This window comes from Ancylobacter sp. VNQ12, from assembly GCF_049445835.1.
Taxonomy (GTDB): Bacteria; Pseudomonadota; Alphaproteobacteria; order Rhizobiales; family Xanthobacteraceae; genus Ancylobacter.
Genome location: NZ_JBMSDU010000015.1, coordinates 101,960 through 126,419, shown reverse-complemented (window position 1 = coordinate 126,419; position 24,460 = coordinate 101,960). Strand labels below are relative to the sequence as shown.

Sequence of the window (24,460 nt, the reverse complement as noted above, 5' to 3'; positions counted from 1 at the left end):
GTTCCCTGATCTCAGCTGCCCAGCGTGAAGGCGTCGGCGGCGTCCCAGCCGATCGTCACTTCACTGGAAGCACCGGCCAGCAAAGCGCGCGCGCGCGACAGCTCGACCAGCATCACCTTCTCGCCCACCCGGACCTGGTATTGGATGCGCGAGCCGAGCGAATATTCATTGTAGACCGTGCCGGTCAGCGCATTGTCTGCGCTCTCGCCGGCCCCGAGGAAGCGCATATATTCCGGACGGATGACGACGAAGGCTTCGTCGAGTTGCGCGCCATCCTTCGGCGGGCTCAGCACGAAACTTCCCGGCACGTCGATGCCCTCCCAGCCGGCATCGGTACGCTTCACACCGATCGTGTTCACCTCGCCGACGAATTCCGACACGAAGCGGTCGACCGGCGCCCCATAAATCTCTTCCGGCGTGCCCACCTGCACGAGGCGGCCGGCTCGCATCACGCCGATGCGGTCGCTCATCACCATCGCCTCCTCCAGCGAGTGGGTGATGTAGATGAAGGTCTTGCCGGTTTCTCGGTGCAGGTCCTTCAGCTCTTTCTCCAGCGCCTTCTTCAGCTTGTAGTCGAGGGCGGAGAGCGGCTCGTCGAAAAACAGCACCTCGGGATCGTAGGCGAAAGCGCGGGCCAGCGCGACGCGCTGACGCTCGCCGCCGGAGCACTTCATGACGTTCTTGTCGTGATAGTTCTCCGGCAGACGCACGATGCGCATGAGTTCTAGCGCCCGTTTCCTGCGGGAGGCGGCATCGACGCCCTTCACCTTCAGCGCGAAGGAGATGTTCTCGCCGACGCTCTTGTGGGGGAACAGCGCCAGCGACTGGAAGACGAGACAGGTCGGCCGCCGGTTCGGCGGCATGTCGTTGATGAGCTCGCCGCGCAGAGTGATGTTGCCCTCGCTCGGCGTGTCCATGCCGGCCAGCATGCGCAAAAGCGTGGTCTTGCCGGAGCCGGAGGGGCCGACGATGGTGAGGAACTCGCCTTCGCGCACGTCGAGGTCGATGCCCTCCACCGCCGCGAAGCCGCCGAACATCTTCCGCACCCCAACGAGTTGCAGGATCGGCAAAGCGGACGGGGCATCGGCGAGCGTGGTCTGAAGCATGAGGTCTTCCAAAACGAGAGCCGGCGGCAGCGCGCCGCCGCCGGGGACAGGGTAAAGGACTGCGAAGGCTAGCCGCGCAGGCGCTTGGCGGCGTTCATGATGTCGAGTGCCTTGTCGTAGTCGGGCACGATGTCGTACTCGACCGAACGGGTCATCTCTTCCTCGAGGCTGTCCCACTGGATGGCGTCGAGCTCTTCCTTGGTGAACAGCTTGAAGCAGTCGGGATTGCCCATCTGCGCCACCGGGTTGAACGTGCCCTCGGCGAAGGCAACGGTGTGTGCCACCTCTGGCGCCTGCACATATTTCAGGAACTCCACCGCCAGCGGCGAAAGCTGAGGATTGTTCACGGTGGAGGTCACCTCGATCCAGGAAATGCCGCCCTTGCCGCCCGCAAGCGGGCCCTTCAGCGGGGTGATGGCGCGCAGGTTCGGGTGGCCGTCGGCGCGAGCGGGGGAGACCGAGTAGGTGCCGCCGGTAAGATGCAGATCGATCTCGCCGGAGATCAGCGCCTGGTTCATCGAGGCGATGTCGCCGATGAGTTTGGCGCCCTTGAAGACGCGCTTGGCCGTCTCGCCGAACTTGGTCATCTCCTCCGGCGTGTGGGTCTTGAACGGGTCGATGCCGGCGACGACAAAGATGTTGAACACGTTCCAGTCGTCGGATTCGAGAATGCCGTATTTGCCGGCCAGCGCGGGATCGTTGAACAGATCCCAGCCGGTGTCCTCGGCGGTCTTGCGGCTGATCTTGTCGGTGTTGACGACGAAGCTGTACGGCCCGAAGCGCTGGACCATGCCGAGCAGGTCCTTGCCGTCCTCGCTCATCGCCCATCTGTAGGGCCATTTGAACTCCGGCAGCATCTTGGCGAAGAACGGCTCGAACTCGGCGGTCGGCAGTGGCTTGATCAGCTTTTCGGGCAGCATCACCTTGCGCGCCCAGGGATTGTTGACGTTGATCAGATCCCAGGTGTTGACCTCGCCGGCGCGCAGGCGGTTGATCATGGTCGGGTCGTTGGTCAGGCTCTCAGCCTTAACCGTGGCGCCGGTCTTGGCGCGGAACGGATCGAGCACCTGCGCGGAGTTGTAGCCCTCCCAGCACAGGATGTTCAGCTCCTTCTCGCGCGCCGCAAACGCGCTGCCGGTGCCGAGCAGCGGCCCGGCCGCCAATGCGCCGACGCCCGCCGCCAAGCCCTGCAACATCGACCGCCGGGAAATGCCGGCCGAAAATCCTGCCATCTCGAAGTCCCCTCTTGTCGTGGCGCGGATGCCTGTTGCCGCGCATGCAATGGCGCATCGGAAGTCACATGGAATGTGGTTCTGATGTTGGAGTGTGTGTGATGCTAAACACTCTGTTTTTGGCTTTACAACATCAATTTTGCGGCGCACCCTGCTGAAAAGACAGGCAGCTCAATTTGTCGGCATCCAAGGTCGACTGTGTGCGCCCAGTCGATTAAACCATTGAGAAAAATCACCTTCCAAGGATTTGTAGTCATATGTTCAAGCCGCTCGCAGGCCGGACGGTCATCGTAACCGGCGCCAGCAAGGGAATCGGGCGCGGCATCGCGCTGCGTTTCGGGGAGGCCGGCCTTAACGTGCTGGTGGTCAGTCGCAACCTCGCAGAGGCCGAGAAGGTCGCCGCTGAGATCGGCGCCAACGCTTCCGGCTTCGCCGCCGACGTGACCCGCAAGTCAGACTGCGACGCCATGGCCGCGGCGGCGCTGGAGCGCTACGGCTCGATCGACGTTCTCTGCGCCAATGCCGGCATCTTCCCGGCCGCCAAGCTCGGCGCCATGACCGAGGCCGATTTCGATCTGGTGATGAACACCAATCTCAAAAGCGCCTTCCTGTCGGTATCGGCGGTGCTGCCGCAAATGAAGGCACAGAAGCGCGGGCGCATCGTGCTCACCTCTTCGATCACCGGACCGATCACCGGTTTTCCCGGCTGGTCACATTACGGCGCCTCCAAGGCGGGACAGCTCGGCTTCATGCGCACGGCGGCGATTGAGCTCGCGCCATGGAACATTACTGTGAACGCGGTGATGCCCGGCAACATTCACACCGAGGGCATGGATGGTATGGGCGAGGCCTATATCGCCGCCACAGCCGCCTGCGTGCCGATGAAGAAACTCGGCAGCGTTTTCGACATCGCCAATGCCGCACTGTTCTTCGCGTCCGACGAGGCCGGCTACATCACCGGGCAGGGTCTTTCGATCGACGGCGGCCAAATCCTGCCGGAATCGCCGATGGCGCTTGATGAGATGGGCACTGCCTGACCAGGCAAGTCGAAGAAACGGACATCCGTCCCGAAATGGCGGGGCACACGAAAAGTGCCCCCCGGAGACTTGGACCGTTTGAGGCTGGAGTCTTCCGCGCCGGGATCCCTGGGCGCATTGATCTGGAACACCATGGCCGGAAAAGTGACCGAGTTTTTGCCACTGGTTTTCCGTTCACGACGCAACTCGTCCCGCCATTTTTCGAGCATCTGAAAAATATCACTCTACTACAATTACATATGAGCTCGCCTTTTCACCTTAGTCTACGCGCCACCCCTGATTTTCTGATCTATCAGGTGAGTTTCGTGTTTTTCTCAAATCTTTCCGGCTGATTTGGGATTTTATGTTCTAATCCTGCTCAGCTAGGTGGTCCGTTGCGGCTGTCGCGAAGCGTTTTTGATAGGCCTCTCGAGTGTAGCGCTCGACCTCCGCCAGCGTTCTGTGCCTCGTGATCGAGGCAATCTCATTCGCAGAGCAGCCCAGTCCTACGCCGCAATGCCGTCGCGTATCGCGGCGCACCAATGCCTGTCGCGGGAAAAACCCGAAAATCTGGATCTCCATATCTGACCCATTGCGGTTCTTCGCCAGGTCCACTTTTGGCATGTAGGTTTGCGGTCAAAACCTCTGGCCTCCGGCGCCTCGCCGAGTTCAACTTGGTTGAGGGCGCTGCGCAGCGCTGAAAATCCATACGTTGGAAGACGCCCGAGGCGGCGAGGCCGATGCGGGCAGACCCATGCTAGCGGAACCGGAACTGCGATGAATCTGCGCCAGATCGATCTCAATCTCCTGAATGTCTTTCATCAGGTGATGACCCACCGCAGCATTTCCCTGGCCAGCGAGGAGCTCAATCTCAGCGCCTCAGCGGTCAGCCATGCGCTCGGCCGGCTCCGTCAGTCTCTCCGTGACGACCTCTTCGTGCGCGGCGAGAGCGGCATGGTCCCGACGCCGCGGGCCCTGGCGCTCGCACGTCCCGTCCAGGACGCCCTGATGCTGCTCAGTGCCGCACTCAATGCCGCGCCCTTCGTGCCCGCGGAATCAAACCGTGTTTTTCGCATCGCATCCGGCGATCTCTTCTGCTGCATCACCTTGCCGAAGCTCATGGCGCGGCTGGCCACCCTCGCACCCGCCGTCGATCTGAAAGTAGTTCCGCTTAGCCGGGTGGATTTCAGGCGGCAGCTCGAAAGCGCTTCGGTGGATCTCCTCATAGGCTGGTTCGAGGCCCTTCCGGAAACCCTGCGCCGCAGCACGCTTCTGACCGAGCGCGCGGCGCTGCTGGTGCGGGAGGGCCACCCATTACTGGACGGCGAAATGACAAAAGCCCGCCTCCTCACCTATCCACACGCCGTCGTCGAATTAACCGGAACCGACGAAATGCGGGCCGACGGCTTTCAGGATGACCACGGCCTGGTGCGTCGCGTGTGGATCGAGCGAGCCGTTCTGGAGGGGCGAGCCCAAGCCGAGCCGGCGCCGCGGGTCGCGGTTTCCGTTCCCTATTTCACCGCTCTCGCGCCCATCCTGCGGAACTCGGATCTCGTTGCGACCCTGCCAGCGCGCCTCGCCAGCGCGGCGCTCGCGCAAGGCGGACTTGCCATGCTCGACCCTGCACTGGAGCCGATCGAAGTGACCCTCGAAATGGCCTACCGCGCGTGCGATGAGGCCGATGAGGGGCTCAAATGGCTGCGCGAGCAGTTGCGTTCCGCCAGCGACGACACGGAACTGGCCGGAATCTGACCTGCACCGCCGCCTGAATATTGTTCATCATATGCTGACAAGTATGCAATTGCAGCCAGCCTGACGCCAATTTAGACTTTTGTCCGGTTCGTGTCGACGAGCCCATCTGACTCGGATGGCGCAACCCCTACCCTGTTGCGCATTCGGCGGGACCGCAGAAGGGCCGTCTGTCATGAAACCTCTCAGCTTGGCCTCCCCGCACAGGGGCGCTTCCGGTACCGCATTGGCGCTTCCGGTCGCTGTGCTGCTGGTCTCCTCCGGTCCCGGCCATGCGCAGAGCATCCCGCCGGTGACATGCCTCGTGCAGGACAGTGACCGGTACGGCATCAATACCGGTGGGATCGCCGTAACCTATCCGGGCAACGGCACCACAGCGCCGGTGGTCGTACAGTCCCTCGGCGCGCAGGGCGGAAACGACGGGGGGGTGGACGGCTTCAACGCCGGTGCCGTGACCGTCACCATTACCGGCGCCGTTGCGGCATCTGGTTCCGGCAGCAGCATACAGGGGCCAGGAGGGCTCGTTCTTCCCCTCGGCGCGGCCGTCTGGGCCCAGTCGGTGGGCGGCTGCGCCAATGTCGGGCCCGGCAACGCGGCCGGTTCCGGCGGCCAGGGCGGGACAGTCACCGTCACCGCCAATGCGGGCACTGTGCTTGATCTCGGTTCGAACACCGCAGGCATCTACGCCCTCAGCGCCGGGGGACAGGGCGCCGGCTACACCTATGACGCCAACCACAATCTCGGCCCGGGCGGCGCTTCGGGCACGGTGACGGTCGACTTTACCGGCACCATCAACGGGCAGAACGCCGACAACGCCTACGGCATCTACGCGCTGTCGGCGGGCGGCTCCTCGGGCGCGACCGATAGCGCATACTCGGTTTCGGGCGGCGATGCGGCGAACGTCCATGTGACGCTCAACCCGGGCACGCAGATCAACATGTCCGGCGACAACGCGATCGCGGTCTTCGCGGCGAGCGTCGGCGGCCTGTCCTGGTATGCCGAGGGCGGCACCTATGGCGGTCACCAGAATGGCGCCGGCGCCGACGTCATCGTCACTACCGGATCGAACGTGACGATCACGACGTCGGGAGAACTGGGCATCGGCATCCTCGCCCTGAGCAATGGCGGCAACTCGACGACAACCCAGACGCCGCCCGATAGCCTCCAGGACAACGGCCAGAATGCAAAGCCCACGGACTACGCACCGCCCGGCAACGCCGGCGCTGTGAAGGTAATCAACCAGGCGACCATCACTACGGCGGGCAACGTCTCCATCGGCATCGCCGCCGTCAGCGCGACCGGCGGCCGCGGGGCCGGCGAACTGCTGGAGGTGGAGGACGGCCAGAATTATGTGATCGACCAAGTGGGACAGGTCGGTCCGGGGGCGGGCTCGCCCGGAACGGTGACCATCGCGAATTCGGGTGCCATCTCCACCGGTGGCATCGGTGCCATCGGTATATTGGGGCTCAGCCTCGGCGGCTCCGGCGGCGTGATGGACAGCAATCCGGGCCTACTGAACCTCCTCGGCGGCAGCACTGCCGGCAGCGGCGCCGGTGGCAACACGGTTCAAATCTTCGACAGCGGCACCATCGCCACCTCGGGCACAGCCGCCATCGGTATTCTCGCCGAGAGCATCGGCGGCGGCGGTGGCACCGCCACCGGCACCAAGGGCGTGGTCGCCGTCGGCAATAATGGGGGCGTCGGCGGCAATGGGGGCACGGTCACCGTGGACAAGCTCGGCGGCATCCTCACCACCCAAGGCGACGGCGCGTTCGGCATCCTCGCCCACAGCATTGGCGGCGGTGGCGGCAACGGGGCCAATGCGAGCGGTCTCGTCGCTTCGGTTGGCGGGCGGGCGGGAGCGGCAGGCAACGGGGCTGCGGTTGATGTGAACCTGAACGCAGCCGCCATTTACACGGCCGGAGATTTCGCCGCCGGCATTGGCGCGCAATCGGTTGGCGGCGGCGGCGGCAATGGCGGCTATGGAAAGACCTATTCCACCTCGCCCTTCTCGGCGGCAGTGGGCGGCAACGCCAGCGGCGGAGGCTATGGCGGCACCGTCACTGTCGGGGGCAATGCGAACTCAATATTTACCACCGGCGTGCATTCGCCCGCTATTCTGGCGCAATCCATCGGTGGGGGTGGCGGCACCGGCGGGGCCGCGGCGGTCTATACCGTCAACGCTGCGTTCGACGTAACCACCGCCATTGGCGGTCAGGGCGGCCAAGGCGGGGATGGCGGTACGGTCACCGTGCATGGCAGGGACGTCACCTATGCCACCGCGGGGCTCGATTCCGTCGGCATTCTCGCCCAGAGCATTGGCGGCGGCGGCGGCAATGGCGGTTCGGCCTTGTCACGCACGGAATCCCTCCCCCTCGACGGGTCGAGCATCACCATAGCCACCTCTGTCGGGGGCAGTGGGGGCAGCGGCGGCGCGGGCTCCTTCGTCGACCTCAGCAATATCGGCGGGATATCGACGCTGGGAGCCGGAAGCATAGGCATCCTCGCCCAGTCCATCGGCGGCGGCGGCGGCAACGGCGGCGATGCCAGCGCCATGGCGCGCGCGATCGAAGGCACGGGGGCGACCATCAAGTTCGGCGTCGCCGTCGGCGGTGACGGCAGCGGCGGGGGCAACGGCGGCTCGGTCGCCATAAACAATGGTGATCCGACCGTCGATTGCGGCGCCCTCTGCACCGGCACCATCATCACCCAGGGCAACAACGCAGCCGGCATCCTGGCGCAATCCATCGGAGGTGGCGGCGGCAATGGTGGAGTCGGCAATGGCAGCGTCAGCAGTCCCAATCTCGGCGGCGAGACCGGCAACTCCATCGACGTCACGCTGGGCTTGGGCGGAAAGGGCGGCGCCGGCGGCTTTGGCGGTACGATCTATGTCGGCAACGCTGCCGATAGCCTTATCCTGACCACCGGCTCAGGCTCGCAAGGCATCCTCGCCCAGTCGATCGGTGGTGGCGGCGGCAATGCGGGTGGCGGCGTGGCAGCGGGCAGCGGCGACACTGTAGCCATGAATGTCGCGCTCGGCGGAGCGGGCGGGGCCGGCGCTTATGCCCAGTCGGTCACGGTGAACAATGCCGGCCTCATTTCCACCGGCCAGTTCGTCCAGCAGAATGGCAGCGCCTACACTACGGGTGGCGACGCGGTCGGCATCCTCGCCCAGTCGATCGGCGGCGGCGGCGGCACGGGCGGGTCCTCGGACGCGTCCGCCACCATCACCGCCCTGTTCCAGATCGAAGACCTGCTGAACGCACCCAGCAACTCCTATACTGGCAGCGTCTCCGTCGGCGGAACCGGGGGCAGTGGCGGCGATGGCGGCGTGGTCCAGATCACTAACACGGGCAGCGTGACGACGCTCGGCGAGCGCGCCTTCGGCCTGCTGGCCCAGTCCATCGGCGGCGGCGGCGGCAGCGCCGGCGCGGCGACATCGGCAGCGAACTCCATTGCCGGCGGGACCACCGGCAATCAGGGCGGCAACTATGCGGCGACCGTATCGGTGGGCGGCAGCGGCGGCGCGGGTGGCGACGGTTCCGGTGTGACGATCGAGGGGGGCGGCAGCGTGCTGACCGCCGGCTATGGCGCCATCGGCATTCTCGCCCAGTCGATCGGCGGCGGCGGTGGCGTGGGCGCGGAAGGTAGCGTCAACAACACCACGACCATCGGCATCGGCGCCGGCTGGAGTGGCAGCGGCGGTGCCGCCGGCGCCGGCGGCACCGTGAGTGTCGCCCCCGGCGCGGTCGCGACGCTCGGTGACGATGCGCCCGCCATCCTCGCGCAATCGATCGGCGGTGGCGGCGGCCTCGGCAGCGCGGGCTGCTCCAATTCCACTGGCGCCTCGGTGAGCGGCATTGCGGCCACCCTGTGCTTCGGCAACACCGCCGGCCTGACCGGGAGTTTCGCGCCGTGGAACGACGCCTCTTCCTTCACCATCCATATGGGCGGCGGCCCCGGCGCCAGCGGCGCCGGTGGCGATGTCAGCGTGAATGTCGACGATGCACTGTCGACCAGCGGCGCCCGTGCCATCGGGGTGATCGCACAGAGCATCGGCGGCGGCGGCGGCCTCGTCACTGCGGCGGCCGGCAACACGGCGTCAGTCACATTGCAGGCTGCGCCCGGTGCCAATGACGGGGCTTCAGGGACGGTCTCCGCCACCCTGTCCGCCTCAGGCGGCATCGCAACCTCGGGTGACGGCGCCTGGGGCGTCCTCGCCCAGAGCCTTTATGGCGGCGGCGGCCTCGCCGGGGATCCCTCACTACCCGTGCAGTCGCTCGCCGCGAACACGCTGACCAGTTCCGACAGCGTGGACTCCACAGCCGGCAGCGTCATCGTCAACATCTCTGGCAGCATCCTCACCACCGGAACCAACGCGCACGGCATCGTCGCGCAGTCAGTGGGCGGGGGTGGCGGCATCGCCAATTCGGCGGACAATTCCAGCCTCGCCTTCGGCAACAGCGCCCGGATCAACGGCGTCTCCGAAGGCGAACACACAGCCACCGGCGGCGCCGTGTCGGTCACGGTCGAGAATGGCGGATCGGTCAAGACGACCGGCTCCGGCTCCATCGGCATCCTCGCGCAGAGCACCGGCATTTCCTCCAGCCAGAGCAGAGGCGCAGCCCTCACCGTCACCATCGACGGCACTGTCGTCGGCGGCACCAATACCGGCACGAGCGGCGGCGTGGGTGCCGCCGGTCTCGTGCTCTCCGGCGGCGGCACCCTCGCAGCACCTGACCAATGGACCTCCTCCAATCAGGTCCTGATCGGCGCGGCCGGCTTCCTCGGCACGGTCGACGGGGCGAACGGCATGGCCATCCTGAGCATCGATGGCTCGACCAGCGTGACCAATCAGGGAACCATCACCGGCAGCGTCGATCTCGGCGGCAACGAGGGCATCGTCACCAACAACGGCCTGCTCAACGCCGGACCCGAGATGAACGTGTCGGCGATCACCAATAACGGGACGGTCAACGTCGCCGGCAAGGGAACGGTGGGGTCGACGGCGCTCAGCGGCGCCTACACGCAGTCCGCGTCCGGCAATCTGGAAGTGGACATCGACGCACTGGCGACCCAGCAGGCAGACATGCTGAACGTGGCCGGCAAGGCCGACCTGCTGGGTATCATCACCCCCAACGCCAAAAACCTGCTCAACGATGAATATCCGGTCCTCACCGGCGGCTCGGTACAGCAGTTCGCGCGCGCGACATCTTCCCTGCTGTTCCAATGGGGTGTGTCCAATTTTGAAAATACCGTCTCGCTGATACCCATCGCGAATTTCGCCCCGGCCGGCGTGCCGCTGACACCCGGCGAAGCTTCCCTTGCCGACTATCTAGGCGACGGCTGGAACGGGATCGGCTCGCCCACCTTCTTCGCTCCCCTGTTCGGCGCTCTCTCGAAGATCGACGAGGGTGCCTCCTACATCGCCGCGCTCAGGGCGCTTTCTCCCGAGGCGTCGCAGGCACAGGCCACCGCCCTCCTGAACAATGCGGGCACCGTGCTGGGCGCGGCGCTGAGTTGCCCGGTCTTCATCACCTCCGGGACGCTGCTCGGCGAGGACGAGTGCGCCTGGGCCAAGGTGAGCGGCAGCTGGGTAGGCCAGTCGCCGACCCGCGACACGCAGGGCTTCGACGTCTCCCAGATAACCTATCGGGTCGGCACCCAGAAGGAACTGGCACCCGGCTGGTATCTCGGCGGCTCGCTCGGTGCGGGCCCGACATCATCCTCGTCCGATAACGGCTCCAGCGGCGACGGCTACACCGTCGACGGTAGTGTCTCGCTCAAGCACGTGGCCGGCCCCTGGCTGATCGCCGGCTCGTTCGCGATGGCCTACGGCGGCTACGACAATAGCCGGCTCGTGCAATTGCCCATCGAGGGCGTGGCGCCGGCCGTGCTCGACAGCGACAGCAGCATGACGCTGATCGCCGGCCGCCTGCGGGCGGGTTACGAGTTCACCTTTCCTAGCTGGTACATCCGGCCCTATGCCGATCTCGATTTCGTCTACGCCGATGCGCCAGGCTACTGGGAGCGAGGCGATGCGAATTACGCACTCGACGTTCAGGGCAGCAGCCAGACCAGCGTCATCATATCGCCCATGGTCGAAATCGGCGGCCGCTATGATCTCGACGATACGATCCTGCGCCCCTTCGTGACCGCCGGAGTGAGCTTCAATTCCAACGAGTCTCGGGTGATGAGGGCACGCTTCGTGGGGGCCTCCACCCCGAACGACAGCTTCCAGACCTATCTGAACTCACCTGCAGTGCTCGGCACGTTCTCGGCCGGCCTCGATGTTTACAAGGCAGGCGGGTTCGAGCTGAAGGCGGAATACGGTCTCTCGGCCGGCGATTCCTTCCTGGCTCAGAGCGGCAGCCTGCGCTTCGCCTATCACTTCTAAGAATCAGGTGCCGCAGATTGGCTATCGCGTGCCTGATCTCGCCATCTCCAACCTCACAATCGACAGCAAGCTGCGCGGCCGTGATTTAGTTGAGCTCAGAGTCGGAGACGTCTTCTTTCGCGGGCCATGTCTGCTTTAGAGGAGACAAGGTCGGGGCTCAGCCGCACGGCACTGGGAAGCATTACAATTTGACTGGGGACGTTTCGTTGATCCCAGCATCAATCCAGACCCGCGTCTGCTCCAGAATCTCGTCGGAAAGAGCGGGATCGTCAATGGCCCGGGCGAGAGTAACGGCCCCCACCATGGCGGCCCAGCTACCGATCGCGGCTCGGCGTCGGATAGCCGGATCCAACTCCCGAAGCGCCTTCTCGATGCGGGCAATCTGCGAGTGTAGACCCTCCGTCATCGCGCCGCGCGCCGCGGGTGACTGGTGACGGATGGCGGCCGCAAGTCCCGCCGTGGGGCAACCCGCGGCCGGGTTGTCCCGATGGCGCGGCGACAGATAGGCATCGAGATAGGCGCTTATTTCACCGTCGCCGCCGGCGTCTGCGGCAAGAACATGGGCAAGCGTCTGTGCGACCAGATCGTCCTTTGAACTGAAATGCCCATAGAAGCCGCCATGGGTGAGCCCGGCGGCCTTCATGACCTCAGCCACGCTGACCGCGTCGAACCCCTTGTCGCGAAACAGCCGGCTGGCGACCTCCAGGATCCGCTGGCGGTTCTGCGTCATCTGCTCTCGGCTGACCTTCATCCCGAAACCTCCCGAAGCCTCATTGACAGTTACATGATGATCATCATATTTAACGCCAATCATGACACTCATCATGTATATGAGCATGAACTGAAGAGAGAGCAACCCATGGCGGCACATCCCACCGTTCTCATCACTGGCGCGTCCACCGGCATCGGGGCGGCTTATGCCGAGCGCTTCGCCCACCGTGGGCATGATCTTGTTCTGGTTGCCCGCAACGTGGCTCGGATGGAGGCGTTTGCGGCTCGCCTGCGCGAGCAGACCGGCGTGGCGATCGATATCATCGCGGCGGATTTGACCCAGCCCACCGACCTCGGCGTCGTGGAGACCCGGCTGCGCGAGGATGCGCGCATCGGCATACTCATCAACAATGCCGGAACCGCAATTGGCGGGAGCTTCGTCGAGCAGTCCACGGACGATGCCGCGCGGCTGCTCGCCCTCAACACCACCGCCGTCCTGCGGCTGGCCAGCGCCATCGCGCCCCGTCTGGCAAAGGCCGGCAAAGGCGCGATCGTGAACATCGGCTCCGTGGTCGGTCTGGCGCCGGAATTTGGCACCGCCGTCTATGGCGCGACCAAGGCCTTCGTGCTGTTCCTGTCGCAGGGACTCAGCCTCGAACTGGGCCCGAAGGGCGTCTATGTTCAGGCGGTGCTTCCCGCCGCCACGCGCACCGAAATCTGGGAACACGCCGGTGTCGATGTGAATACCATCCCCGGCGTTATGGAGGTTGGCGAACTGGCCGATGCGGCGATGGTTGGCTTCGACCGCCGCGAGGCCGTCACTATTCCGCCGCTGCCCGATGTCGAGCAATGGAACGCCTATGAGGCGGCGCGCCTGGCCATCCTGCCGAACACCAGCCAGGAACACGCCGCCGCGCGCTATCGCACGGCCAGCTGAGCCCCCGCACGGCAATAGCAATCCAGAGTTATCCTCATGAAGGCATTCATCGTCGAAAAATACAGGAAGGGCGGCGCCCTGCGTTTTGGGGATCGGCCGGAGCCCGCTCTGGGGGATGAAGACGTGCTGGTCGACATCCACGCCGCCGGGCTCAACCCGCTGGACTCCAAGATCCGCGATGGCAGCTTCAAGCTGCTGCTCCCCTATCGGCCCCCTTTCATACTGGGACACGACATGGCCGGACGGGTCGCTCGCGTCGGAGCCAAGGTCCGCCGTTTCAAGGTGGGTGACGAGGTCTATGCCCGCCCGCGCGACGGTCGTATCGGGACCTTCGCCGAGCGGATTGCCGTCCATGAAGACGATCTCGCGCTGAAGCCGACGAATCTGACCATGGAGGAGGCGGCGTCGGTTCCCCTGGTCGGGCTGACCGCCTGGCAGGCGCTGGTGGAGCGCGCCGGCCTGCGCAAGGGACAGAAGGTCCTCATTCACGCCGGTTCGGGCGGCGTCGGGACCTTCGCCATCCAGCTGGCCAAGCATCTCGGCGCGACGGTTGCGACGACGACCAGTACCGCCAATATCGATCTGGTCAGAAGCCTCGGCGCCGATATCGTCATCGACTACAAGAAGCAGGATTTCGAGACCGTCTTGACGGGTTACGATGTCGTCTTGAACAGCCTGGACGGCGACACGCTTCAGAAGTCGCTGAACGTGCTGAAGCCCGGCGGCACGCTGATTTCGATCTCCGGTCCACCGGACCCGGACTTCGCCCGACGGGCGGGGTTGAATCTGTTGCTGCGGCAGCTCATGCGCCTTCTGAGCTTCGGCATCCGAAGGAAGGCCAAAACCCGAGGCATGCGCTATTCCTTCCTGTTCATGCGGGCGGATGGCGTGCAGCTGAGCCAGATCACGGCTCTGATCGAAGCCGGGATCATTCGCCCGGTCGTGGATCGGGTCTTCCCGTTCGAGGCGACCAATGACGCCTTGGCCTACATCGAAAACGGACGCTCCAAAGGCAAGGTCGTCGTCAGGCTGAAGTGACGGCAATGTCCCCCTCATCCTGAGCTCGACCGGCCCTGTGGCGCGTGTCGGCTGTGCCTGTTCCACGCCGCGATTGCGGCCCCTCCCCGTCCAGCAAACCGGATCGACAGCCATGTCCTCCAAATCTCAGAAAACGGCTCTCGTGACGGCGGCGTCGTCCGGAATTGGCCGTGCGAGCGCCGAGGCGCTGGCGCGGGCCGGCTTCACCGTCTTCGGCACCAGCCGCAAACCGGGCGGAACCTGCATGAGCCAGGTCACGATGCTGGCCTGCGACGTGACGGATGATGATTCCGTGACCGCCCTCGTGTCGCAGGTGCTCGCGCTCACCGGGCGCATCGATGTTCTCGTCAACAATGCCGGCGTCGGCATGTTCGGGGGCGCCGAGTTCCGGGCGTAGGCGGAACCTGAATGAGCTGCAGCCCCGCCACTTCCCGGAATTTCAGCGTGATCTTGCGAAGCGCTCCAGTTTTCCCAGCGTTTGCAGCCCCAGTTCCACGGCGCCGAATCCCCTCGCCTTCTGGAACTCCGCCTCGGCGCTGAACACCATGCCCAGTGTCACCTTCGTCGCCCCGCCATGATCCTCGAACGAGGCCCAGGCATCGGCGTGCTTCGGTCCATTCTCGCCCCAGAGTAGCGTATAGCCGATCCTCTCCTCGGGGCGGACCTCGGTATAGAGGTGGTGGTTCGGGTACACCGCGCCGTCAGGCCCGATCATGTCGAACACCCATTCGCCGCCCGTTCGCAGGTCGATCCTCTTGGTCTCGCAGGAAAACCCGTCCGGCCCCCACCATTGCGGCAACGCCGCGGGGTTCATCCAGCTGTTCCAGACAATGGTTCGCGGCGCCTGTATCACCCGCTGCAGCAGCATGGTTCGTCTGGCCACACCAGCGAGATTGTCCACTCCCGCATCGAAGCCCTGCCGGTAGCCGGCCTCCATGTTCTCCGCCAGCGAAGAGAGCTGCACCGTCACGACAACCCGGCTGCGCTCGTCCGTGCCGGAGAAATCGGCCGTCACCAGCGCTACCGATTGCGTCACGCCGCTGGACGAGACGATCTCATAGTTCACGCTGCGCACCGCCGGCTGCAATGCCAGCCAGCCACACTCGCAACGGATGTCGGGCTGGCCCTCAACCTTGCAGAGTGAGATTTCGCGTCCACCCACTCGGGTATCGGCTTCGAGAAACTCCACGGTAACCGAGGGCGTGGGCGCCGCCCAGACCGCCCGCGCAGCTGGGGCCGTCCAAGCCTGCCACAGCACCGACAATGGTGCGGCAACGTCCCGCTCGAAGGTGAGCGTGGCAAAGCGGCCCTGCGCAGCAGGCCCCGCCGCAGGCATGTCGTCCGAATTCCGCGTCGACGTCATTCCGAGCGCTCCCTCATTGCCTTCATTGCAAATGCGTCCAACCGGCCGAGCCGGGCTTCCCATGTGGCCCGCTGCTCATCGAGCCATGTCCGCACCGGTTCCAGAGCCTCCGGCACGATGGCGCAGGTGCGCACCCGTCCATCCTTGGAGGTCGCGATCAGCCCCGCCTCTTCGAGCACCGCGATGTGCCGCATCACCGTGGGCAGGCGAAGACCAGTGGGCTCGGACAAATCCGTGACCCGCGCAGGCCTTTCAGAGAGCCGGGCCAGGATCGATCGACGGGTCGAATCAGCCAGTGCGTGAAACAGCAGCGAGAGTTCGGGATGATGCTTAGCCATATCACTAACTATCATCCGACACGCTGATTGCGCAAGAGACACTTCGTCGATCAGCTAAGTTTTCCGGTGTGCATACCCCCCCTTGATCCGGACCTTCAGCGTCGACGGACCATCGCGGCGGGCGGCTTACGAAGCGTGCGGAGGGCGTCGCGGATCACTTCCACGTCGGCATCGCGCATGCCAGCCGGATCGAGCAGAGACTGGGGGAAATTCGCACGTCCAGCGACGCCCGACCGCCGGCGCCAGAGGGAACATCCCGCTGGAGACCGTGAGCTGGATCCTCACGGATTGCGATCCGGCTCACGCCCGATCACAGCAGCGACTTGCGCAGCATCATGTGGATGCCCTTGTTGCCGTCGACGAGCTGCGTCACCCGCAAATTCCCGGCGAGCGAGCACAGCATGTAGGCCTGGTTGCGCGAGAGATTGGTGCGCTCGCACACATGCTTCACCATCTCGCGCGTCGCCTGCTTGGCGGCATCGTCGAGGTCCTCGTCCAGCCCGATCGAGATGAGGTGGGTCGCGCTTTCGGCGAAGGGCCAGTCGAGTTCCATGTCCTTGCGCACGGTCAGGCGGAAGGTGCCGGTGACGCCGGTTTCCAGCGCGGTGATGCAGACCTCGCCATCGCCCTGCACACCATGGCCGTCGCCGGCGAAGAACAGCGCGCCCTCGTTGAACACCGGCAGATAGAGCGTGGTACCGGCGCGCAGTTCCTTATTGTCCATGTTGCCGCCGAAGGCGCGCGGCACCGGCGATCCGCAGCGCCCCCAGGCCGGCGGCGGCGCGGTAGCGATGATACCGAAGAAGGGATCGAGCGGAATCTCGGTGCCCCAGGGCAGCACGCAGACATTGCGCGCGTGATCCACCACCGGATGGATGGTCTCGTAGTCGGTGAACTCGTCCGGCAGAGTGCCAAGCAGCGGCAGGATGGAGACGAATCCCCAGTCCTGGCGAACTTTCACGTCGAGAATGTCGACCTGCAGCACATCGCCCGGCTTGGCGCCCTTCACATGGACCGGCCCGGTGATGAAGTGCGGCCCGGGTCCCTGCGGCAGCGTGTCGAGTGCCAGCTTATAGTCCTCGGGCACGGGAAGCGTGTCGGGCAGCGTCTCCTTGCCGCCGGCGGGAAAGGAATGCAGCGTCACCACGTCCCCCGACGCCACTTCGAGGATGGGCGGGGTTGCGCTGTCGAGATAGCCCCAGACCATGTTCTCCGGCGTGGCGGGGATTTCAAAGCGGCGCGACATGTGAAACTCCTGATGCGGTGCGCGGAAAGCGGGTTCAGACGGCGATGAAGCGGGTGAGATGTGCCCGGTTCATCGTCGGCGCGCGGCCGGTCTCGACGACCGCGCCGCGGGAAAGGATGACGAAGGCGTCGGCGGTCTCGATGGCAAAGTCGAGATATTGTTCGACCAGCAGGATCGACATACGGCCTTTCAGCGCGCGCAGCACCTCGCCGATCAGCGCGACGATGTTGGGCTGGATGCCCTCGGTCGGCTCGTCGAGGATGAGCAGGCGCGGCTGTGTAACGAGGGCGCGGGCGATGGCGAGTTGCTGCTGCTGCCCGCCAGACAGCACGCCGCCTGGCCGCTTCCATATCTCACGCAGCACGGGAAAGAGATCGAGCGCCTCGTCCATGGCCCTGGTGCCGTAGGTGCCGTGCGCCCGCGCCGCGGCTTCGATATTCTCGCCCACCGTCAATTCCGAGAAGATCTCGCGGCCCTGCGGCACATAGGCCAGCCCCGCACGCGAGCGGCGGTTCGGCGACCAGCCCGTCACGTCGGCGCCATCGAGCAGCACGCGGCCGGCGCTTGGGGCGAGCACGCCCATGATGCATTTGAGGAGCGTGCTCTTGCCGGCGCCGTTACGGCCCAGCACCGCCATGCACTCACCCGGCTGTATCTCGAAGCCGACATGGCGCAGCACCTGCGCGGAGCCGTAATACTGGTCGAGAGCCTCGACACGGAACTGCATGGTCAGCGCCCCAGATACACATCGACGACCGCCGCGTCGGCCCGCACCTTGTCCATCGAGCCTTCGAACAAGGTGCGCCCCTCATGGAGTACCGTGACGCGGTCGGCGATGCGCTCGACGAAGTCCATGTCGTGCTCGACGACGACGATGGCGCGGTCCGGCCGCACCAGCGAACGCACCAGCCGCGCCGTGCGCTCCGTCTCTTCGTCGGTCAGGCCGGCGACTGGTTCGTCGAGCATCAGCACCTTTGGATCGGAGGCGATCACCATGCCGATCTCCAGCCACTGCTTCTGCCCATGGCTGAGTTCGCCGGCGAGCCGGTCGGCCTGTTCGAGCAGCCCCACCGTCTCCAGCACCTCGCCGATACGATCCTCCAGGGCCGGGCTGTCGAACTCCGAACGGAAACCGGCATCGGCACCGATGGCTATATGCTGGCGCACGCTGAGCCCTTCGAACACGCTCGGCTTCTGGAACTTGCGGCGGATGCCGGCGCGGGCGATGGCGGATTCGCTGCGGGTGGTGATGTCGAAGACGACCTTGGAGGTAACGTCGGCGCCAGTGGTGGCGTCGAAGATGACCCTGCCCTCCTTCGGCCTTGTGATGCCGGAGATGACGTCGAGCAGCGTCGTCTTGCCGGCTCCATTCGGCCCGATCACCGCGCGCACCTCGCCATAGTCGATGGCGAGGGACAGGTCGTCGATGGCGCGGAAGCTGCCGAAGCGGACCGTGAGGCCGTCGACGAGGAGAGCCGTGACCGCCATCAGCGCGCCTCCTCCATCTCCGCGGCCATACGCTTGGCGCCCATGGGACGGACGAGCTTGAGCCTGGCGAGGTCGATGAGGCCGTTCGGGAAGACCAGCACAACGAGGACGATGAGGCCGGACAGAATGAACGGCCATATCTCGGGCGCGGCGGAGGACAACCAGAACTTCACGGCATTAACCAGCAGCGCCCCGATCACGGCTCCCACGAGATGCCCCCGCCCGCCGATGGCGACCCATACGGCGATCTCCAGCGACAATTCCGGGGAAAGCACGCGCGGATTGATGATGCCGACCTGCGGCACATAGAGCATGCCGGCCACCATGGCGACGAGCGCGGAGAGGCACCAGACGATGAGCTTCAGCCGCAGAGTCTCGTAGCCGAGTGTGCGCAGGCGGGTCTCGTCGTCGCGCGTCGCCACCATCAGCGCACCGAAGCGGCTGCGGACCAACCGGCGGCACAGCACCAGCACCAGCGCGAGGGCGGCGAGCGAGGCGACCGCCAGCGCGGTGATCATGCCGCTCGTGCCCATCGGCCAGCCGAACAGGACGGAGAAGCCCGTCATGCCGTTATTGCCGCCGAATCCGGTGTCATTGCGGAACATCAGCAGCATCGCGACGTAGACCAGCGCCTGGGTGATGATGGCGAAATAGACACCGCCGACCCGCGAGCGGAACGAGACATAGCCGAACACGCCGGAGACCAGCAGCGTGACCGCCACCGCGACGGCGAGCGCATAGGGGAAGAACTCGAAGCCCGCCCAGTAGAAGGGAAATTCCCTCCAGCCCATGAACTGAAGGAAATCCGGCACCGTCCCCGTGGCCACGAAGGAGTGCTTGAGCAGGTACATCGCCATGACGTAGCCGCCCATGGCAAAGAACAGCCCGTGGCCCAGCGAGAGGATGCCGAGATAGCCCCAGATGAGATCGAGCGAGACGGCGAGCACAGCGAAGGCGGCAAGCTGACCGATGGCATTGACGAGGTAGCGAGACAGTTCCAGCGACGTGCCGGAGAACGCCGGCATCGCCACCGCCACGACGAGCAGCGCGAGAATGAGCGCCGCGAAGGGGCCGTCCTTGTTCCAGCCGGTCATTTGCGGCGCCCCTTCACCGAGAAGAGCCCCTCGGGCCGCCACTGCAGGAAAGCGATGATCATCAGCAGCACGATGACCTTGGCGGCGACCGCCCCCCAGAGCGGCTCGATCAGCACGTTGATCTGGCCGATGCCCAGAGCGGCCACCACCGTGCCCGCAATGGTGCCCACCCCGCCGAGCACCACGACCATGAAGCTGTCGATGATGAAGTTCTGCCCCATTTGCGTGTTCACCGAGTAGATCGGCGACAGCGCGAGCCCGGCGAGACCGGCCAGGCCGGAACCGAGCCCGAACGCCATCATGTCGACGCGGCGGGTGGGAATGCCGATGCAGGCCGCCATGTCGCGGTTCTGCGTCACGGCGCGGATGTTCAGGCCGAGTGGCGTGCGGCGCACGACGAGCCACGCCACGGCCAGCGTCGCCACGGCGAAGGCGATGGCGAACATGCGGTTCCAAGTGAAGATGAAGTCACCGATTACCGGCACGCCGCCGGAAACATAGAACGGCGTCTCGAACTGCAGATTCTGCGTGCCGAAGACCACCCGCACCAGGTTCATCAGGAACAGGCTGACCGCCCAAGTAGCGAGCAGGCTCATCAGCGGGCGCTTGTAGAGGTGGCGCAGCAGCGTCGCCTCCAGCGCGACTCCGATGGCTGCCGTCGCCAGGAAGGCGACGGGAATGGCGAGGACGAGATACCAGTCGAGCAGGCCGGGAGCGATGTGCCGCAGCCCCTGCTGCACCAGCCAGGTGACATAGGCGCCGATCATGATCAGCTCGCCCTGGGCGAGGTTGATGACGCCCATCAGCCCGAAGATGATGGCGAGGCCGATGGCGGCCATGAACAGGATCGAGGCGAAGCTCAGTCCGTTGTAGAGCGTCGCCAGCGTGTCGCCGATGGCGATGCCGCGCTCGATCCGTGCCGTTGCGGCGTCGACCGCGGCGCGAAAGGCGGGATTGGATGTGTAGGCGGGGTCCTGCGCCAGCGCCGAGATCTGCGTCAGGGCGCGGCGGTTCGGGTTTTCCGCCACCCGGCCGATCGCCCGGATGCGCGCGCTCAGGTCGGAAGCATTCAGCGCGGCGCTCTGGGCGAGGTACTCGATCTGGGCCTTCAGCCCGGCATCACTCTCGGCCTGCGCGGCGCTATCGAGCAGGCCTTCGGGGATCATGGCCGGCCGGCGTTCCAGCGTTCTCAGGGCGGCGGCGCGCTGGCCGGCGGTCGGCGCAGTGCGCAGCACGAAGGCGGCATCCGCCAGCTCAAAGACCGGCCGGTTCTTCAGGCTGAGCAGCGGCGAGCGAGGCGCGCCAACCGCCTCGCGTGGCGTACGGCTGCCGGCGTCGAGCCCGCCTTCGGCGAGCACGGCGCCAGCATCGTCGCAGGCGAGTTGGCGGTCGATCATCGCGCGGGCGAGCGGCGCGGCGAAGGCGCGGTCGTCGTCACTGCCGGAGGCGGCGATGGCGATCAATGTCGCGCCCGCCCTGCCCATCGCGCTAGCGTCGCCGCACATCTCCTGCACGAGCCCTGTCCGGTCGAGCCCGGCGGCATGGACTGTCGGTACCGGCAGCAAGCAACCGCCGGCCAACAGACCGAGAAGGAGAAGCAGCGTGAATGTAGGCTTCATCGGGAACTCAAGGCGGCCACTCCCGGCTGGCAGCGGCCGCCATTCAGGAGATCAGGGGCGGCACTTCCGCTCAGCCATAGGGGCTGAACGGCACGGGCTTCGGCGTGTCCTTGGACTGCCAGAGGATGTCGAAACCCTGCTTATCGTTGACCGAGCCGATGAACACGCCGCGCGAGACGTAATTATTCTCGCCCGTCATCGCGATCTTGTAGCCCGACGGGCAGTCGAAGCTGAGGCCGGCGAAGGCTTTGGAGACTTCCGGCACATCGAAGGAGCCGGCCTTGGCGGCGGCCATCGCCCACAGATGCACGGAGTCGTAGGCCGAGACCATCGGGTCGATGGAGACGTCGCCCTTGAAGGGCACGTTCTTGGCTTTCACATAGCCGGCCCAGTTCTTCAGGAAGGTCTCGTTCGCGGGTCCCTTGGCGTTCTGCAGATACGCCCAGCAGTTGAGGTGGCCGACCAGCTTGGAAGTGTCGAGCCCCTCAAGGTCGGCCTCCACCATGTCGAGGCCCAGCACCGGAATGTCGGTGGCGAGGATGCCCTGATTGGCGAATTCGCGCATGAAATCCGGGATCGAATTGCCCACCACGGTGAGCACGACCACCGGCTGGCCGCCGCCCTGGTCGGCGAAGGCGCGGATCTGGTTGACCAGGGTCTGGAAGTTGGAGAAGCCGAAGGGGACGTACTCCTCCTTCCAGGCGCTCTCGGGAATGCCCTTGGTCTTCCAGTAGCCCTTGAGCTGCTTGTTGATGGTGCGCGGCCACACATAGTCCGAGCCGAGCATGAAGAAGCGCTTGGCGGAGACGCCGTCGTCGCTCATCAGATAGTCGACGGCGGGCAGCACCGAGCTCGCCGGCGGCGAGTTCACATAGACGACGTTCTTGGAGTTCTCGTCGCCTTCGAAATGCAGCGGGTAGTAAAGCAGGCCGTTTTCCTGCTCGACCACCGGCAGCACGGTCTTGCGCGACACCGAGGTCCAGCAGCCGAACAGCGCTGACACCTTCTCCTGCTGCAACATCTGCTTGGCGCTCTGCGCGTAGAGCGGCCAGTCGGAAGCGGGGTCGGAGACCAGCACGTCGATGGTGCGGCCATTGACACCGCCCTTCGCATTGATCTCGTCGGCCGCCATCTTGACCACATAGTTCAGGCGGCCTTCGAGATTGGCCATCGTGCCGGAGGACGAGAACAGACAGCCGAGCTTCACCGGACCTGACTGAGCCTGAGCATGGCGCAGGATGGCGGGCATGCCGATCGGAGAAGCGAGTCCTGCCGCGGCAACACCGCTGGCCTGCAGGAAGGAACGCCGGGAGAACTTCACCATGGTCGACACCTCGAGTGTTCGCAAGATGCCGGAATTCTGTTGAGCGGCGGCGCGCGCGCAATCTCATATAATGTTCAGTGCTGCCCAATGGCGCGCCAACCGGCCCCCTGGATCATGGTTTCTGGCAGTATTGCCAATTGGCGTCGCACGCCGCAGCGCCAATGCAGGGTGCGGTCGCCGGCACCGGCGGGGCGCATGCACAAGCCCACGCAGAAGCGCGAGCGGTGGTGCCGCGCGATGATAAATTCGCTCACCTCCGCCATCGATCCACTGTAATGTGCTCATATTAAGCGCATGCTTATCCGGTGGGCGGCCGACTGCCGCGGCCCATCGCCCGAATTATTGGAGGGCAGCACGACCGAGCGGATCGACCGTCAGCCGATCCGTCTGACAGCAAGGGCGATCCGATGCGACATTCGCAGTTCACCGAAAGCGAGATCATCCATCTCATTCAGGAGGCCGATGCGGGAGTCCCCGTCGATGAGATCTGTCGCACGGCCCAGGTCTCGTTGCGCACCTTTTACCGCTGGCGCCGCCGGTTCGGCGGGCTGAGCATCCCCGCCCTGCAGCAGATGAGGGAACTGGAGGCGGAGAACCACCGGCTGCGGTCACTGGTCAGCAATCTCTCGGAGCGACTGCATATGCCGCCTCCCGGCGATATGGCGCCGTCGGCGCGGCGCGGGATGTCGCGCCCGGAGGCCGCTCTTGCGCCGCGCCAGGCCTCGGTTCTGGCGGCGGAACGCAGCGGCGGAGCCGTGGTCGGCCGCTTCGCCTCGGTCCGCATGACCCGGTAGAGGCCACGCGCCGATTGTACCGGGGCGCGCGGCCTCATGCTCTCAGGCCGCCAACATGACCTTGGTGGGCGGATGGGCCGCGAGCGCGGTCATCATGGCGGCAACCTCGTCGAGCGCCGTACCTTCGAGATCCCGCAGCGGCGGGCGCACCTTGCCGCCGTCGAAGCCACGCAGGTTCATCGCCGCCTTCACCATCTGCGGCTGGCCGTGCGTGCGGGCAAGCGCGCGGAACGGATACCAGAGGCGGTGCAGCTCGCGAGCGGTCCGGGCGTCGCCCGCCTCCAGCGCCCGGTAAGTGGCAAGGATCAGTTCCGGCAGCGCGCAGGAATTGGTCGAGGAGATACCGTCGAAGCCGGCCATCATCGGGCCAAGGAAGGCGAGGTCCGAGGCGCAGAACAGCTTGATCCGCCCGCCCAGCCGATTTGCGATCTTGTCGATCGGGGTCACCGACAGGTCGCCCTGCTTGATGCCGACCACGCCTTCGATATCGGCGAGCTCCTCGATCACGTCCGGCTGCAGCGTGATGCCGATGCCGGGCGCGTTGTAGACGAGGATGCCGGTCTTCGACAGCGGCGCCATGTCCTTGAAGAAAGCCACGATCTGGCCGTCGGTGACTTCCGAGACATAGGGAGGCGTGACCATCGGCAGGCCGCCGAGATCGCCGGCGAGCTGGGTGAGTTCGCGCACGGTGCGCGCATCCGAGCCGGCCGAGCACAGCATCACCGGCACGCGGTCGCCGACCACGTCCATCACCGTGCGGAACAGCCCGGCGCGCTCCTCGGCGGTCATGGCGGGGAACTCGCCATAGGTACCGCCAATGAGGATGCCGTCATAGCCGAGCCCGATCACCCGCTCCATGGAGCGGGCAAGGCCAGCGGTGTCGATGGAGCCGTCCGCCGCGAAGGGCGTGACGGTGATGTTGAAGATGCCGGCGAGACGCGCGCGGCTTTCAGTGATGTCTTTCATGGAAAAGCCTTTCAGGCATGCGGCGGCAAGCTGCGCCGACAG

General features: G+C 65.4%; 18 protein-coding genes and 1 pseudogene. 7 read left to right on the top strand and 12 right to left on the bottom strand.

Annotated elements, in window-relative coordinates; translation table 11 throughout:
- Positions 1-11: 11 nt before the first annotated feature.
- Together ACO2RV_RS18380 and ACO2RV_RS18375 are read right to left on the bottom strand one after the other, a co-directional pair.
- Entirely contained in the window at positions 12-1,106 is a 1,095-nt protein-coding gene (locus ACO2RV_RS18380; RefSeq protein WP_423295657.1) for an ABC transporter ATP-binding protein, read from the bottom strand.
- A 68-nt stretch (positions 1,107-1,174) separates the two neighbouring features.
- Positions 1,175-2,338, bottom strand: a complete 1,164-nt coding sequence (locus ACO2RV_RS18375) for an ABC transporter substrate-binding protein (RefSeq protein ID WP_423295655.1) — start codon at positions 2,336-2,338, stop codon at positions 1,175-1,177.
- 257 nt (positions 2,339-2,595) lie between these two features.
- Between ACO2RV_RS18375 and fabG the strand changes: the two genes are divergently transcribed.
- The 3 genes from fabG to ACO2RV_RS18360 all read left to right on the top strand — a co-directional run bounded on the left by fabG (position 2,596) and on the right by ACO2RV_RS18360 (position 11,500).
- A complete protein-coding gene (gene fabG, locus ACO2RV_RS18370) occupies positions 2,596-3,375 on the top strand; it encodes a 3-oxoacyl-ACP reductase FabG (RefSeq protein WP_423295653.1) in 780 nt (259 codons plus the stop codon).
- Between the two features lie 756 nt (positions 3,376-4,131).
- Entirely contained in the window at positions 4,132-5,106 is a 975-nt protein-coding gene (locus ACO2RV_RS18365; RefSeq protein ID WP_423295651.1) for a LysR family transcriptional regulator, read from the top strand.
- 172 nt (positions 5,107-5,278) lie between these two features.
- Entirely contained in the window at positions 5,279-11,500 is a 6,222-nt protein-coding gene (locus ACO2RV_RS18360; protein WP_423295649.1) for a hypothetical protein, read from the top strand.
- Between the two features lie 181 nt (positions 11,501-11,681).
- Here ACO2RV_RS18360 and ACO2RV_RS18355 read toward each other — a convergent pair whose 3' ends face one another.
- A complete protein-coding gene (locus tag ACO2RV_RS18355) occupies positions 11,682-12,251 on the bottom strand; it encodes a TetR/AcrR family transcriptional regulator (RefSeq protein ID WP_423295647.1) in 570 nt (189 codons plus the stop codon).
- Positions 12,252-12,359: 108 nt separating this feature from the next.
- Between ACO2RV_RS18355 and ACO2RV_RS18350 the strand changes: the two genes are divergently transcribed.
- From ACO2RV_RS18350 to ACO2RV_RS18340, 3 genes and pseudogenes are all read left to right on the top strand, one after another.
- Positions 12,360-13,148: an SDR family NAD(P)-dependent oxidoreductase gene (locus ACO2RV_RS18350; RefSeq protein WP_423295645.1), complete on the top strand. Its 789-nt coding sequence runs from the start codon at positions 12,360-12,362 to the stop codon at positions 13,146-13,148.
- 36 nt (positions 13,149-13,184) lie between these two features.
- A complete protein-coding gene (locus ACO2RV_RS18345; protein WP_423295642.1) occupies positions 13,185-14,186 on the top strand; it encodes an NADP-dependent oxidoreductase in 1,002 nt (333 codons plus the stop codon).
- Positions 14,187-14,298: 112 nt separating this feature from the next.
- A pseudogene (locus ACO2RV_RS18340) lies at positions 14,299-14,571 on the top strand (SDR family NAD(P)-dependent oxidoreductase); the annotation flags it as partial.
- A 54-nt stretch (positions 14,572-14,625) separates the two neighbouring features.
- On the opposite strand, the gene ACO2RV_RS18335 reads toward ACO2RV_RS18340, so the two are convergent.
- The 8 genes from ACO2RV_RS18335 to ACO2RV_RS18300 form a co-directional block, all read right to left on the bottom strand.
- On the bottom strand, positions 14,626-15,549 hold the full coding sequence (locus ACO2RV_RS18335; protein WP_423295640.1) for an SRPBCC family protein: 924 nt from the start codon (positions 15,547-15,549) through the stop codon (positions 14,626-14,628).
- On the bottom strand, positions 15,546-15,887 hold the full coding sequence (locus tag ACO2RV_RS18330; protein WP_423295638.1) for an ArsR/SmtB family transcription factor: 342 nt from the start codon (positions 15,885-15,887) through the stop codon (positions 15,546-15,548). Before ACO2RV_RS18330 ends, ACO2RV_RS18335 begins: the two co-directional genes overlap by 4 nt.
- Positions 15,888-16,197: 310 nt before the next feature.
- On the bottom strand, positions 16,198-17,133 hold the full coding sequence (locus ACO2RV_RS18325; protein ID WP_423295636.1) for an acetamidase/formamidase family protein: 936 nt from the start codon (positions 17,131-17,133) through the stop codon (positions 16,198-16,200).
- Positions 17,134-17,167: 34 nt separating this feature from the next.
- Positions 17,168-17,860 (bottom strand): urea ABC transporter ATP-binding subunit UrtE, encoded by a 693-nt coding sequence (gene urtE / locus ACO2RV_RS18320; protein ID WP_423295634.1) that lies wholly within the window; start codon positions 17,858-17,860, stop codon positions 17,168-17,170.
- A 2-nt stretch (positions 17,861-17,862) separates the two neighbouring features.
- Positions 17,863-18,621: an ABC transporter ATP-binding protein gene (locus ACO2RV_RS18315; RefSeq protein ID WP_423295632.1), complete on the bottom strand. Its 759-nt coding sequence runs from the start codon at positions 18,619-18,621 to the stop codon at positions 17,863-17,865.
- Entirely contained in the window at positions 18,621-19,715 is a 1,095-nt protein-coding gene (urtC, locus tag ACO2RV_RS18310; RefSeq protein ID WP_423295630.1) for an urea ABC transporter permease subunit UrtC, read from the bottom strand. Before urtC ends, ACO2RV_RS18315 begins: the two co-directional genes overlap by 1 nt.
- Positions 19,712-21,334, bottom strand: a complete 1,623-nt coding sequence (urtB, locus tag ACO2RV_RS18305) for an urea ABC transporter permease subunit UrtB (protein ID WP_423295628.1) — start codon at positions 21,332-21,334, stop codon at positions 19,712-19,714. Before urtB ends, urtC begins: the two co-directional genes overlap by 4 nt.
- 70 nt (positions 21,335-21,404) lie before the next feature.
- Complete coding sequence (locus ACO2RV_RS18300) at positions 21,405-22,658, bottom strand: transporter substrate-binding protein (RefSeq protein WP_423295626.1); 1,254 nt, start codon at positions 22,656-22,658, stop codon at positions 21,405-21,407.
- Positions 22,659-23,065: 407 nt separating this feature from the next.
- On the opposite strand from ACO2RV_RS18300, the gene ACO2RV_RS18295 reads away from it, so the two are divergent.
- Entirely contained in the window at positions 23,066-23,452 is a 387-nt protein-coding gene (locus tag ACO2RV_RS18295; RefSeq protein WP_423295624.1) for a transposase, read from the top strand.
- Positions 23,453-23,494: 42 nt separating this feature from the next.
- Here ACO2RV_RS18295 and ACO2RV_RS18290 read toward each other — a convergent pair whose 3' ends face one another.
- Positions 23,495-24,418, bottom strand: coding sequence for a dihydrodipicolinate synthase family protein (locus ACO2RV_RS18290; protein ID WP_423295622.1), 924 nt, complete (start codon positions 24,416-24,418; stop codon positions 23,495-23,497).
- Positions 24,419-24,460: the final 42 nt, after the last annotated feature.

Coding starts and splice junctions, on each gene's coding strand:
- ACO2RV_RS18380 (WP_423295657.1), bottom strand. CDS start 1,106: ATGCTTCAGACCACGCTCGCCGATGCCCCGTCCGCTTTGCCGATCCTG.
- ACO2RV_RS18375 (WP_423295655.1), bottom strand. CDS start 2,338: ATGGCAGGATTTTCGGCCGGCATTTCCCGGCGGTCGATGTTGCAGGGC.
- fabG (WP_423295653.1), top strand. CDS start 2,596: ATGTTCAAGCCGCTCGCAGGCCGGACGGTCATCGTAACCGGCGCCAGC.
- ACO2RV_RS18365 (WP_423295651.1), top strand. CDS start 4,132: ATGAATCTGCGCCAGATCGATCTCAATCTCCTGAATGTCTTTCATCAG.
- ACO2RV_RS18360 (WP_423295649.1), top strand. CDS start 5,279: ATGAAACCTCTCAGCTTGGCCTCCCCGCACAGGGGCGCTTCCGGTACC.
- ACO2RV_RS18355 (WP_423295647.1), bottom strand. CDS start 12,251: ATGAAGGTCAGCCGAGAGCAGATGACGCAGAACCGCCAGCGGATCCTG.
- ACO2RV_RS18350 (WP_423295645.1), top strand. CDS start 12,360: ATGGCGGCACATCCCACCGTTCTCATCACTGGCGCGTCCACCGGCATC.
- ACO2RV_RS18345 (WP_423295642.1), top strand. CDS start 13,185: ATGAAGGCATTCATCGTCGAAAAATACAGGAAGGGCGGCGCCCTGCGT.
- ACO2RV_RS18335 (WP_423295640.1), bottom strand. CDS start 15,549: ATGACGTCGACGCGGAATTCGGACGACATGCCTGCGGCGGGGCCTGCT.
- ACO2RV_RS18330 (WP_423295638.1), bottom strand. CDS start 15,887: ATGGCTAAGCATCATCCCGAACTCTCGCTGCTGTTTCACGCACTGGCT.
- ACO2RV_RS18325 (WP_423295636.1), bottom strand. CDS start 17,133: ATGTCGCGCCGCTTTGAAATCCCCGCCACGCCGGAGAACATGGTCTGG.
- urtE (WP_423295634.1), bottom strand. CDS start 17,860: ATGCAGTTCCGTGTCGAGGCTCTCGACCAGTATTACGGCTCCGCGCAG.
- ACO2RV_RS18315 (WP_423295632.1), bottom strand. CDS start 18,621: ATGGCGGTCACGGCTCTCCTCGTCGACGGCCTCACGGTCCGCTTCGGC.
- urtC (WP_423295630.1), bottom strand. CDS start 19,715: ATGACCGGCTGGAACAAGGACGGCCCCTTCGCGGCGCTCATTCTCGCG.
- urtB (WP_423295628.1), bottom strand. CDS start 21,334: ATGAAGCCTACATTCACGCTGCTTCTCCTTCTCGGTCTGTTGGCCGGC.
- ACO2RV_RS18300 (WP_423295626.1), bottom strand. CDS start 22,658: ATGGTGAAGTTCTCCCGGCGTTCCTTCCTGCAGGCCAGCGGTGTTGCC.
- ACO2RV_RS18295 (WP_423295624.1), top strand. CDS start 23,066: ATGCGACATTCGCAGTTCACCGAAAGCGAGATCATCCATCTCATTCAG.
- ACO2RV_RS18290 (WP_423295622.1), bottom strand. CDS start 24,418: ATGAAAGACATCACTGAAAGCCGCGCGCGTCTCGCCGGCATCTTCAAC.